The 12847-nt window shown below is 27.7% G+C and carries 10 protein-coding genes and 1 pseudogene; all 11 read right to left on the bottom strand.

From position 1 onward, the window contains the following. Window positions 1-48: 48 nt before the first annotated feature. Window positions 49-693: a hypothetical protein gene (locus QU666_RS05430; RefSeq protein WP_304984889.1), complete on the bottom strand. Its 645-nt coding sequence runs from the start codon at window positions 691-693 to the stop codon at window positions 49-51. Between the two features lie 109 nt (window positions 694-802). Beyond that, entirely contained in the window at window positions 803-1444 is a 642-nt protein-coding gene (locus tag QU666_RS05425; RefSeq protein ID WP_304984888.1) for a hypothetical protein, read from the bottom strand. A 38-nt stretch (window positions 1445-1482) separates the two neighbouring features. Then, a complete protein-coding gene (locus QU666_RS05420) occupies window positions 1483-4377 on the bottom strand; it encodes a polymorphic toxin-type HINT domain-containing protein (RefSeq protein WP_021768972.1) in 2895 nt (964 codons plus the stop codon). A 4-nt stretch (window positions 4378-4381) separates the two neighbouring features. Beyond that, window positions 4382-5107: a hypothetical protein gene (locus QU666_RS05415; RefSeq protein ID WP_304984887.1), complete on the bottom strand. Its 726-nt coding sequence runs from the start codon at window positions 5105-5107 to the stop codon at window positions 4382-4384. Beyond that, entirely contained in the window at window positions 5100-6860 is a 1761-nt protein-coding gene (locus QU666_RS05410) for a hypothetical protein (protein ID WP_304984886.1), read from the bottom strand. The genes QU666_RS05415 and QU666_RS05410 overlap by 8 nt, the downstream gene beginning before the upstream one ends. Window positions 6861-6888: 28 nt before the next feature. After that, window positions 6889-7128: pseudogene (locus tag QU666_RS05405) on the bottom strand (FHA domain-containing protein); the annotation flags it as partial. A 16-nt stretch (window positions 7129-7144) separates the two neighbouring features. Beyond that, window positions 7145-8362, bottom strand: a complete 1218-nt coding sequence (locus QU666_RS05400; protein ID WP_021770314.1) for a PAAR-like protein — start codon at window positions 8360-8362, stop codon at window positions 7145-7147. A gap of 241 nt (window positions 8363-8603) precedes the next feature. Continuing rightward, on the bottom strand, window positions 8604-9566 hold the full coding sequence (locus QU666_RS05395) for a tetratricopeptide repeat protein (protein ID WP_304984885.1): 963 nt from the start codon (window positions 9564-9566) through the stop codon (window positions 8604-8606). Further along, window positions 9563-10405: a hypothetical protein gene (locus QU666_RS05390; RefSeq protein ID WP_304984884.1), complete on the bottom strand. Its 843-nt coding sequence runs from the start codon at window positions 10403-10405 to the stop codon at window positions 9563-9565. Before QU666_RS05390 ends, QU666_RS05395 begins: the two co-directional genes overlap by 4 nt. After that, window positions 10406-11161 carry a hypothetical protein gene (locus QU666_RS05385; protein WP_304984883.1) on the bottom strand — a complete coding sequence of 252 codons (756 nt, stop codon included), beginning with the start codon at window positions 11159-11161 and terminating at the stop codon, window positions 10406-10408. A gap of 10 nt (window positions 11162-11171) precedes the next feature. Beyond that, the gene (locus tag QU666_RS05380) at window positions 11172-12845 is read right to left on the bottom strand and encodes a hypothetical protein (protein WP_304984882.1); all 1674 of its coding nucleotides are present in this window, start codon (window positions 12843-12845) and stop codon (window positions 11172-11174) included. Window positions 12846-12847: the final 2 nt, after the last annotated feature.

The raw sequence follows: 12847 nt of genomic DNA, 5'->3' as shown, positions 1-12847 counted from the left end.
AATATAAGATTATTGTCATTTCCAATCCAAAAGTTTTTCTATCCATTACTATCTTTCTTCATCCAATTGTTCCAGCAATCCATCAACAAATTTTGTCAGTTGCTCTTTTTCTTCCTTAGACATTTCTTTATTGTCTTTTGGATCTACATACAGTTTTTCAATAAATTCATCAAAGTTATCTCCTAATTTTACCCATTTCCAATAAACTCCCTTACTTTCATCTGATAAATCTGAATATGAATAAAATTGTACTATTCTATTTGTTTCTTTTGATATATAAACAAAAGAGCCATAAGAACTAGCCTCTATAAATGGAATATACGAATCTAATACTTCGTAATTTACTTCCTTCTTTTTGGCATTTTTTCCATATTTTTGCTTATGAATTTTTTCAGAGTACCATATTAATTTTTTTCTTCCATATTCATATACATTATCTGAAAAATCTAAGTCAGAAAATAAAGACTCGGCTTCTTCATTCGTTTCTGGGTCAATATTTTTACAACGAAGCAGTGGCTTAAATGCTATCAATTCATAGTCTAATACTAAATTAACATATTTTCTTACTCCATATTTCTCCAGCAACTCTTTTGTATAATATTTGCTTTTCTCTTTTCTCTTCCCTTCTTTTTCAGTATATTCTATATCCACAGCTTCCCAAAATTTTTTATATTTTTCCATTCTTTTCACCATTATAATTGACTTTTACTTATTACCGCCTTTCTTTTTATTATTTAATGTTTTTACTGTTGATAATATAAGATTATTGTCATTTCCAATCCAAAAGTTTTTCTATCCATTCCTATTTTTCTTCATCCAATTGTTCCAGCAATCCATCAACAAATTTTGTCAGCTGCTCTTTTTCTTCCTTAGACATTTCCTTATTGTCTTTTGGATCTACATACAGTTTTTCAATAAATTCATCAAAATTTTCTGCTAATTCTGTCCATTTCCAATAAACTCCTTTACTTTCATCCTCTAAATCTGAATATGAAGAATACTGTACTATTTTATTTGTTTTTTTTGATATATATATATATGAATAATATCTTCCACTTATTATTGGTATGTAATTATCTAACTCTTCATAGTTTACTTCAATTTTTTTAGCATTTTTTCCATATTTCTTCTTATGAATTTTTTCAGAGTACCATATTAATTTTTTTCTTCCATTTTCATACACTTCATCACTAAAATCTAAGTCAAAAAATAAAGTCTCCCCTTCTTCATTCGTTTCTGGATTAAAATCTTTGCAATGGAGCAGTGGTTTAAATGCTATAAACTCATAATCTAATACTAAATTAACATATTTTTTTACTCCGTATTTCTCTAGTAACTCTTTTGTATAATATTTGCTTTTCTCTTTTCTCTTTCCTTCTTTTTCAGTATATTCTATATCCACAGCTTCCCAAAATTTTTTATATTTTTCCATTCTTTTCACCATTATAATTGATTTTTACCAATTATTACCTTTCTTTTTTATTATTTATTTAATGTTCTTGCACCTTTTCTACTGTTTCTCATTAAAGCAGCATCTCCCATATGTGCCAATCCACCTTCTGCAACATTATGATCTCCTGTTCTCAATATCTCGAATCCATGTTTTCCATTTTCTGTTATATGATTTCCTACTAATCCATATTCTCTGAAAGTTTTCTCAACTTGATTAGCATTTTTTCCAAATCTGCCATCCTCTGCGATTTTCTTGTATAATAATGGCATATCAGTGTTATGATTTCCTGTTAATCCTTCAACTTCTATAAAATCACTCAATTTATTATGAAATATTGTCTGCTCTCCTGTTTTTGCCGTTGCTAGCATCCGATTATTCTCATTTCCAAATCCATATGTCCATTTTTTTGAGTTTGTATCCACTATTATAAAGCCATCATCATGATTCTCAAACCACTTTTTAGCATTTGTTGCATGTTTAGGCTTGTCTTTCCTTGCTCGAACGCTTTTATCTTTTAACATTTCATCATAGCTATTAAATACTTTCTTTTCATTATGAACTAATACTCCTGTATTTCCAACATAATAATTATGATTATCCTTTACCTCAAAATTATATACTTTTATAGAATTTTCATAAAATATTTCTCTTTTTTCTATTATTTTTATTTTTTTATTTCTTTTGCATATTAATTCATCTCCTGATATTAGATTTTCTATTGATTGATACTTGCCTTCAGAATAAAATTTATGTTCTTTTGTTGTTTCTATTTTTTCACCATTTTCCAAAAACACTTCTACTATTGTATTTACTTCATGTTCAAAAGTATTTATAACTTTTTTTTCTTCAATCATTTTTTTCTTATGGTTATATGAGTAAACAATATTGCTTTGAACTATTTCTCCTATCTTCTTATTTAGTGGACTGTAAATTTGTGTATTGTAAGTGAAACAGGCCATTTCATCTAATTTTGTTAATTCAACGGCATCTCCTTTTGTGAAATTTCCACCATTATTTATTTTTGCATCCAAATTATCTAATTCTTTTATTTGTTTTTCCAAATTTTCTATATCTTCAGCAATTTCAGCACAAGTTTTCGAATTATTGTGAACTAGTAATCCAATATTACTTACAAAATAATTATGGTTTTTTTCTACTTTTAAATCTAAAACTTTTCTTTCAAAATATCTTTTATCTTTTATTTCTAAAATTTTTTCTCCAGTAATAGAGTCATTTAAAATCGCATCTCCTATTTCCAAGTTTCTTGCTTCTATAAATCCTTTTCCCTTCACATAAAATTCATGATTTAAAGTAGTTTGAACTTTTACATTATTTTGGAAAACGATATTTCTTATAACTTTAACTTTATTTTCTATTTTTCTTACTACTTTTTGATATTCAAATTTATGTGTTTCTAAATTTATAGTATAAACTTTTTCACCTATACAAATATCCTCTATTTTTTTATAACCCGATTTCGTTTTTACCAATGTCCCTTCAACAAAACATCCAATTTCTGAATTAATATCACATATTTTATTTCTTTTAATAAATCCAATTTCTTCTAATTTTGCTACTATCATTTTTTTAGGATTTAATTTATCTATCGCTGCCTCTAATCTTTTTTTAGCCTTGTCAATAAGTTCTATAAATTCTCCCACCTGCTTTATCGTTGCCTGTCCAAATTCAGTCATTTTAGAAACTAATTTACTTTTCTCTCCTGCTATTTTTAATAAATCATTTGCTCTATTTGATAGTTTATTAATCAACTTCATTAATGCTGGACTTTTCTTCACTAAATCTCCTATTAATGGCAATACACCTAAAAATGAATAAAATGCACCCCAAAAATCACCTTTTAGACCGCTTATTACCGTATCTCTTATATCCATTGCTTGTCCTAAATAAGGTATCATTCCTGTCCCTATTTCTAATGCAGAACCAAATAATGTATTTTCTTTTGCCCCTGCTCCTAACAATACTTGTTTTAATGAATTTTTATACCACTCTTTTGCTTCTGGACTTATATTTTTCCCGTCTACAGGAGCAAGAACTCTATCAACATATCTATTTACTGTATCATCTCCAAGTTTTATTACTTCATCTAATATTTTTTCTTTTGGCATTCCTTTATCCATTAACTCAGACATTTTTTTCTTAGATTCTTCAGCAAAAGCATTTATTAATCCTTTATCTATTGCCAATCCATCCATCATTTTTGAACCAGAATTAAAAGCTGATTTCATATTTTTAAGACTTGGATCATTTGTAAAATTATCAAAATCTTTAAAAGCATCAACAGTATTCCCACCCAAATGTGAAGCAACTTCTTTTGCATATCCTAATTCTTTTTTCATTTCATTTGATAGCTTATCTAACACTGCTTTTCTCTTCTGAGGATCAGAAACTATATCCTTTAACATATTAAATAGTTCCAATGGTGATGGTGTTTTTACTTCTTCTTCACTTATCGCTTTATTCTCTTCAGAAAAATCAAAATTATTTTGATTATGTTCTGTTATTTTCACTTCTACATCCAAATAAAAAGGACACTTAAAGCAAGAATCTCCATTTAAAGTTTTTGCTCCACCTATTGAAACTCTTTTATTTACTTTTTCCCAATTTACTGCCATTCCTGCTAATAATTTACATTTCCCACCTTTTTTACAATCACTAAATACTCCTTCTCCAGGCTTAAATGGTAAATTTACATTAACTATATTATCTTTTTCTGTTGCCATTTTTATTCCTTGCATAACAACATTTTTATTATTAGTTACAGTTAATGGCTGAATATATTTTCCCATAGGACATGTTATGTGTACTTGATCACCTATATAGGCCTCTTTCATTGTTATAGGAGAATCATCATTTATTATATCTCCTAGAGTGCTTTCATTAATATCATCTAATACCGTTGGCAAGATTTTACACCTCCAATTCTCTACTCAGATTTTTTACTACTAATTCTATTTCTCTTTCCAAATCATTTTTTCTACCACTTTTAATTTTTAAAAAGGCTTTTAAAATTTTAAAATTTTCGTATATCTTTTCTCCACTTCCATCTAGATAGTATTCTGGTATTTTTTCATTATTTAGTCGATATTGTAATAATATTTTATTTAAAGAAGCTGGATTAATTGAATATTTTATTTTTTCTATATTTCCTTTCATCTCTTGTAATACATCAACTTCTATATTTTTTTTTCTATCGATACCATAAAATTCCCTTATTTTTTTATTTTTTTCTCTTCCTCCAAATAAAAATTCCATAAAATCCAATTCCATTATATAGTTGATAAAATTTCTTTCATCTTCTAGTTTTTCTTCTATATATTCCAATACATCTTTATAATCAGGATTTCTTATTTCTAACATATATAATTCTATTAGTAATTTCTTTTGTATTTCAAGATAGTTTTTTACAGATACTATTCTATCATTATTATCTAAAAAAAATACCAATTCTTTTGCCAAAAACAATAAATTAATTTTATTAACTAATATATCATCTGAATTTGTTTTATAATCTAGAACTTTAAAATATAATTCTTTTATTTTTTTTTCAAATTCAATTTCATATGAATAATGTATTTTATGAACAACCCCTCCATTGATTATTTTATTTTTTCCTTCTATAAAATATCTATCCATTCAATTTCACATCACTTCCTAATACTTCTACTAATGCTCCTGTATTTCCAAAAATCCCTTTTGTTTTTGGATCAACCGTTACATTTTTTCCTTTTATGGTTACAATTTCTTTGGAATTAATTTCCGCATTCTTATTTGATTCTATATACACTGACTCTGTTCCTATTTCTGTTAACGTTTTTGTTGTTAATCCTACTGATTCTGTTCCTGAAATACTTATCGCTTTTGATGTAATTCCGACTGTTTCTGTTCCATTTACGCTTACTGATCCACTAGAATGTAAACTTATTATACTACCAACACTAACAATAAACTTCTCACTATCCAAAGTAAAATTATACATCGGTTTGCCTTCATTCGCAGGTGTTCCCCCTCTAGCTGCTTGACTTGGTCCTAATGTAAAGTTCCTTTTATCAGGATTAGTAAATCTTCCATTACCGTTATTATTAACTGCTCCCATTACCAAAGCATGCGTTTCGTTTTCACTTGGAAAATAAAGCGCTATCCTGTCATTTGGCTCTGGTGCAGGCGTAAATCCTGTATTTGTCTGACTGTATGGTGTTACATATGGGAAATAACTTTTTCCAGCATATTTATCTGCTTCACTTTGTACTACTCCTCCAAGTTTTCTCAGTCCTTCTGTCAAGTCAACTGTCATAACTGCAATATCGCTTGCCTTCACTTCCTGACTTCTGTTATTATTTTTTTCCTGCTCCTCAGCAACATATATATTTACAGGCTTTATTCCCATAGTTCTACCTTCAAGATTATCCGAACTCCCCTCAGTTCTTCCATGCTCACTCTTACTTTCATCTGTCCTTGCAATATGCACGGTTCTTGCTTCTATTACTGCTCCTCTTATCTTTTCGTGCGGTATTGGATCTACAAAATAATCTGTCTGCTTTCCTAGCTTGTACTCGCATTTTAAGGTATTTCCTTCATTGTATATTCTGCTTTCTATTACATAGTAGTCATTTTCCACTTCTTCGCCTGATACTCTGTTTCTAATTTTTAATTTTATTGGGGTTGATACTGAATACACTTCCGTTCCTTCTACCCTGTAATATGTTCTTTCCTCCTCTGTTTCCTTTCCAAAATATGAATATGTCAAGTTTGGTGTCTGTGCTGGCATATTCTTGAAAAATCCTACTAAAACTTTGTTTGAGTTTGCCATCAATGGCTGTCCTGTATACGATGCTATTCGCTTTAAGTATTCCCAGTCTGTTTCATTATATTGGATTGTCATTCTTGGTACTGCCTGCATATCTTCCCCTACATTTACCAATGTTTCTCCATCATTATAATTTTTATTCACTTCCTGTGCTATATCTGTATACGTAAGTTTCGGATCCTGAAATGAACGGTATCTCGGTATTCTGTCAAGAAGTATGCTCTTTGAACTGCACAATAATTCAACTGCCAATGCTCCCGCCTTTGTTTCCTTTATCCTAAGTTTGCTTATTACTCCATTTAAAAATATTTTATCTGTAGCATTTCCTGCTTCATCCGATATGTTGCTTCTTCCTGTAACTACTATTGTCTTGTCGCCTTTTTTATCTATCAGGGCATCGTATAAACTTAACTGGTTCGGTGATGCCATATATTTTATTTTCCCAATTGTATGTTCCCCTATCTTTGAATCTATTTCAAGATTCATATCTCTCCAAAGTATCTGCTGTCCATCTATTTCTATCTTTATTCTTTCAGCTGAAAAAAATTCCACTGGCTTTTGATTATTTAAATTATTCTCCATTTCTTAACCTACTTCCTTGAATAAATCATTATTTCAACAATATTTTTGTTGTTGCTAAATATATTATGTCTCCACTTTCAACTTTTACAGGTACATTTCTTTTTAATTTTATTTTTCTTCTGTCATCTTTCTTTTCTATTCCGCTTCCATTTTGCGAACCTAAATCTTCATAGTACCAAACTCCATTTACTCTGTTCAACATTCCATGAGCCCTGCTTACCAAATTTGAATATACTCCTTCACTCACGTCTATATCCACTTTATCTTTCTGATTTCATTATATTCTAATCTACTACCACTTCTACAAATGCTCTTTTATCAATATAGTCTATATTTAAATCAAATATTTCCTGCCCTGATAAACTGTCTATTCTTCGAGTCGAATATTCTATTTCCGCATTAGCTAAAGCTTCTAAAAGTTTTTCTTTATTCGCATAAGTTTCTTTTATTCCTCCTGCTAAAATTGTTATATATTTTACTTTTTTCCCTTGTTTTGCTATGTCTATTAGCTCATTTTTATATAGACCTGTTCCGTACAGTTTTCTTGAACCAGTCATATTATATGCAATATTTTTTCTTCCTGCTCTATTTGTTGCTGCAAGTTTGATTTTTTCTAAAAACTTCCCATGTTCTTCTTTACTTAACATTCCAATATTAATTACAATTGCAAGTCTATCGTTATATTGAAATATTTTATCAACTATTTTAACAGTATTTTCTGATTCTTTTTGAGTGAAACCAACTTTTGAAAAAATTATTTTTAATGCATCAGATTGCTTTCCATGTATACCTGATAATATTGATGAAGCACTTCCTCTAACACCAGAGATCGTCATTATTCCACCAACCGCAAATACTATTCCTCCAGCAAGTTTTCCATATGGATGAAGACTATTAGAAAATATTAATGCTCCACTTCTCATCATTTCTTTCCCTCCACTTATTCCAAGAGCTGATACAATAAATTGCTCCACATATGGGTTACTTGGAGTCCAGTTTACGGATTTTCTCATCATATTAATATATCCTGAAAATTTATCAAAAATTTGACCATTATTTTCTATTTTTAACTTCATATCAGGATTATTCATACAGATGTATTTACTATTCTTATTTAAAACTCTTTCTCCATTTTTATATATTCTTTCTGTGGTATTTGTCCAATATCCTGGTTTTACTTTACATGGACCATTCAATTTTGGACAATATGCAAACAAATCAGATACAATAAAATTTTCTTGGTATTTATCTTCTTCAGTTGCAATTCCTTTTGCTCCCATCAAAATTACATCTTCATTTGTTATTTTTAATTTCAATCCTCCAATTTTTTGTGCTCCTAAATTAATAGTGGCACCTGTATTTTCATACACTTTCATAATTGGACAAGTTAAAGTTGCTCCATCAAAAACATATGTATCAGCTTCTTTTATATCTACTGGTATTATCTTAGAACTTATTTCTGATTGTGGTTTTAATTCATATTCTTGTTCATTTTTTCCCATTTATCTACCCTCCTATTTATCAATATTTTTGTCATTTATAAAAATTTAAAATTTAGCAATTACAATGTTTTTAAAGTTCTAATTTCTAATATTTTTCTTAGTTTTTTAAAAAATCCTAATATTTTAGATAATAACACTTTATTTATTAATTATTAAATTTTGTACTATTGATTTTATGATTGTTTGCATTATTAATCTTTACTAACTGTAACAAAATTAAAATTTTAAATCATAAAAATGTTTAATTATTCTCTATTGTTTTTAGTATTTTTAGTGCTTCTTCTTTTCCATTATTCAAAGCATCAATAAGAAATTTTGTTGCTTCTTCATAATTTTTTAAATCGTAATATATAATTCCCAAATTATACATCGCATCTACATCACCTTTTTTAGAAGCTTTTAAATACCATTTAATTGCAATATCTTTATTTCCTTTTTCTAAATAAAAAGTACCTAAATTATATATTGCGGCTATACTCTGATTATTTATAACTTCTAAAAACCATTTTTCTAAAATTTCATAGTCTTCTTTCTTTATTATATTATTGTTTTCTAAATACATTATACCAAGTTCATGTAAAGCTTCAATATTCCCATTTTCATATGCGTGTAAATACCAATTTTGGGCTTTTTTATATTTTTTTTGTTTTCTATTTATATTTCCCAATCCATACATTGCATCACTATTTCTTTTATTAGCCGCCTTCAAATACCATCTTTCAGCTTTATCATAATCTTTCTCATATTCATATATGATACCCAAATTAAGTTGAGATAACACATATCCTGTATTCGCTACCTTTAAATACCATTCTTTTGCTTTTTCTAATTCTCCTATTTCATCATAATATTTTCCTAAATAATAACCTGATTTATAATCTCCGTGTAAATATCCTTCTTCATATTTTTTTATTCCAATTTGTTTGTTTACCATATTTAGATATAAATACCCTATATACGAATAAGCCTCTTTATTATACTCTGTTGCTGCTAAAAAATATTTCTCTGCATACGGTATCAAATTTTTTTTTGCTAATTTTAATCCTTTGTCTATTAAAAACTTATACTTAATATTGTTATCCCAATTTTTTTTATTTATTTTTTTTATATCTAATTTTATATAATTATTTCGTATTATCCAAAATAATAAAAATAATAAAAATATTATTATTAACATAATTGCATATATTATCAATTCTTTCATCTTTTATCTTTCTCCTGTATATTTTTTATTATTATTTTTCTATTAGAAATATCAGTATCCAAAACAAGCCTTCTTTCTGAATAAATTTCCTTAATATAATTATTTTTTTTATTCAAAATATAATATCCTTGTTCACTAATATCAAATTTAAATTCTTTGTTCATTTCAAAATTATAAAATTTTTTTATTTTTGAAATTAGTATATGTTTTATTACATTTTTTGAATCTAGTTTTAAATTAAAATTTAGTTTTATTTCTTGCTGATTTATTTCTTCTATATTAAATTCAAATATAATAGGAATTAATTCATCAAATATATTTCCAATTTTACTGTTTATTACCGTTTTTTTATCAAAATAAAAAAAATTCCCTGTAATATTTAAAAATATATAAGAAAACGGTGTATCTAAATTTAAAAGCCTTTCAAAATAATCATTCTCTAATATTAGTTGTTTATATATAAAAAGAGCTTGCTGAACTTTATCATAATATTTTTCTCTGCCTTTAAAATATTTAAATATATTATCTTCAAATTTTTTGGTTATTTTATCTCTATTAATAACTTCTAAAATATTATCATCACTAAATTTTAGTATAAAATGATTATTTTCTCTTTCTAAATCATCCAATATATCAAAAATTATATTATTATAACAATAATTTTTATTATCATAAATTATCAACATACTGATAGCATCTTCTATTTTATCTATTTCTATATCATACTCTGCATCAAAATAAAAATTATTAGTCCCTTCTATTTTATCTAATTGTTCCTTTATTCTATATAATCTTTTTTGATTAAAAATGTTGGTTTCTAAAAAAAAATTATTTTTCAATCAAATCACCTCTAAAAGTTCTCTTTTACATATTATTCTTTCATTTTCTTCAAAAATTTCCACTAATCTATCTATCCTATTTGTATTATTATTAAAATCTAATTCTACTATACTCTTATAACTTATTTCTATATTATTAAATTTTATTTCCAAATCTTTTTCAAATTTTTTCTTTAATCTCATATGGCTTAGTTTATATGAATCCAAATTACCAATCACAAAGTACTTATTATTTTTCCTGTATTTATTTATATGTAACGGAATTCCTTCTGGTAAAAAATCAAAAATTACTATTTTTTTATCTATATCTTTTGAATTTACCTCATTTAAAAACAAATTATAAAATTTACTTTTTGTTATAGCAGAAGCAAATATTTTTTCATCATAAATAAACTTTTCTATATTCAAAAAATCTCTATTTATCTTTTTATCTATATATTTAATTTTAAAAATCTCATCTTTGACAATATTTATTTTATTTTCTATAGAATCAACATTTAAAACCTTTAAAATATTAAAATTTTCATCTATTTCTATCTCAATTTCATTGAGAATAAAATTCTCAAAAATTTTTTGATATATTCTATCAGAAAAATATGAATTTTCTGTTTCTTCAATAACATAAACATTTAATTTTGTTTTATCTCGCTTTATTTTAAAATTACTATTTTCTATTTCTAATTTATTAACTCCTTTGTAATTTACTGAAAATTCACTTATATATTTATAATTTCTTTCTAATAAATTTCTTGCCATTATTTTTCCTCTATCCTTTATTTATTTGAACATTTTTGTTGCCAGATACTTTAGACACTCCTTGAGAACTAATACTTGTATCCCCTGTTGAACTTATATTTGTTTCTATAGTCGATATTTGATTAATTTTTCTAGCTACAACCGACTTTGTTCCATCAACTATTTCAGAATAATCCTTTGAATTGTTAGTTATATTCCCCGCACTCTCTGAAATACTGTCCGCACTTTCCGATATACTATTAGCAGTCTGTGAAATTGAATTTGCCGCACTTGTTGACAAGCTATTAGTCGCAAGCACCATATTAAAGTCCGAATCCCCAACATGATAATTCCTGTTGGCCACATCAGTAAATCTACCATTCCCATTATTATTAACCGCACCCAACACTATCGCATGCGTTTCATTACCATTTGGAAAATAGAGTGCCACTCTGTCATTTGCTTCTGGTGCTGGTGTAAATCCTGTATTACTTTGACTATATGGAGTTACATAAGGAAAATAACTCTTTCCAGCATATTTATCCTCAAAAGACTGCCCATTTTCTCCCAATTTTAGTAATCCTTCTGTTAAATCTAATGTCATTACAGCTATATCACTTGCTTTGACTCTTTCTTTTACATTTTCATTCTGACTTTTATTTTCAGCTTTTTCTATATATTTGTTAAGTGGTTTTGTTCCAATTGTTCTTCCTTCAAGATTATCCGAACTCCCCTCAGTTCTTCCATGCTCACTCTTACTTTCATCTGTCCTTGCAATATGCACGGTTCTTGCTTCTATTACTGCTCCTCTTATCTTTTCGTGCGGTATTGGATCTACAAAATAATCTGTCTGCTTTCCTAGCTTGTACTCGCATTTTAAGGTATTTCCTTCATTGTATATTCTGCTTTCTATTACATAGTAGTCATTTTCCACTTCTTCGCCTGATACTCTGTTTCTAATTTTTAATTTTATTGGGGTTGATACTGAATATATTTCCGTTCCTTCTACCCTGTAATATGTTCTTTCCTCTTCCGTTTCCTTTCCAAAATATGAATATGTCAAGTTTGGTGTCTGTGCTGGCATATTCCTAAAAAATCCTACTAGAACTTTATTTGAATTTGCCATTAGTGGCTGTCCTGTATACGACGCTATTCTCTTTAAGTATTCCCAGTCTGTTTCATTATACTGGATTGTCATTCTTGGAACTTCTTTCATATCTTCCCCTACATTTACCAATGTTTCTCCGTCATTATAATTTTTATTCACTTCCTGTGCTATATCTGTATACGTAAGTGTCGGATCCTGAAATGAACGGTATCTCGGTATTCTGTCAAGAAGTATGCTCTTTGAACTGCACAATAATTCAACTGCCAATGCTCCCGCCTTTGTTTCCTTTATCCTAAGTTTGCTTATTACTCCATTTAAAAATATTTTATCTGTAGCATTTCCTGCTTCATCCGATATGTTGCTTCTTCCTGTAACTACTATTGTCTTGTCGCCTTTTTTATCTATCAGGGCATCGTATAAACTTAACTGGTTCGGTGATGCCATATATTTTATTTTCCCAATTGTATGTCCCCCTATCTTTGAATCTATTTCAAGATTCATATCTCTCCAAAGTATCTGCTGTCCATCTATTTCTATCTTTATTCTTTCAGCTGAAAAAAATTCCACTGGCTTTTGATTATTTAAATTATTCTCCATTT

Source organism: Leptotrichia sp. HMT-225 (assembly GCF_030644325.1).
GTDB classification, from domain to species: Bacteria; Fusobacteriota; Fusobacteriia; order Fusobacteriales; family Leptotrichiaceae; genus Leptotrichia; species Leptotrichia massiliensis.
The sequence above is the reverse complement of the archived record's forward strand: the minus strand, read 5'-3'. Positions and strand labels throughout refer to the sequence as shown.

Excerpts from the sequence above, each read along its gene's own strand:
- QU666_RS05430 (WP_304984889.1), bottom strand. The coding sequence starts at position 693 with ATGGTGAAAAGAATGGAAAAATATAAAAAATTTTGGGAAGCTGTGGAT.
- QU666_RS05425 (WP_304984888.1), bottom strand. The coding sequence starts at position 1,444 with ATGGTGAAAAGAATGGAAAAATATAAAAAATTTTGGGAAGCTGTGGAT.
- QU666_RS05415 (WP_304984887.1), bottom strand. The coding sequence starts at position 5,107 with ATGGATAGATATTTTATAGAAGGAAAAAATAAAATAATCAATGGAGGG.
- QU666_RS05410 (WP_304984886.1), bottom strand. The coding sequence starts at position 6,860 with ATGGAGAATAATTTAAATAATCAAAAGCCAGTGGAATTTTTTTCAGCT.
- QU666_RS05400 (WP_021770314.1), bottom strand. The coding sequence starts at position 8,362 with ATGGGAAAAAATGAACAAGAATATGAATTAAAACCACAATCAGAAATA.
- QU666_RS05395 (WP_304984885.1), bottom strand. The coding sequence starts at position 9,566 with ATGAAAGAATTGATAATATATGCAATTATGTTAATAATAATATTTTTA.
- QU666_RS05385 (WP_304984883.1), bottom strand. The coding sequence starts at position 11,161 with ATGGCAAGAAATTTATTAGAAAGAAATTATAAATATATAAGTGAATTT.
- QU666_RS05380 (WP_304984882.1), bottom strand. The coding sequence starts at position 12,845 with ATGGAGAATAATTTAAATAATCAAAAGCCAGTGGAATTTTTTTCAGCT.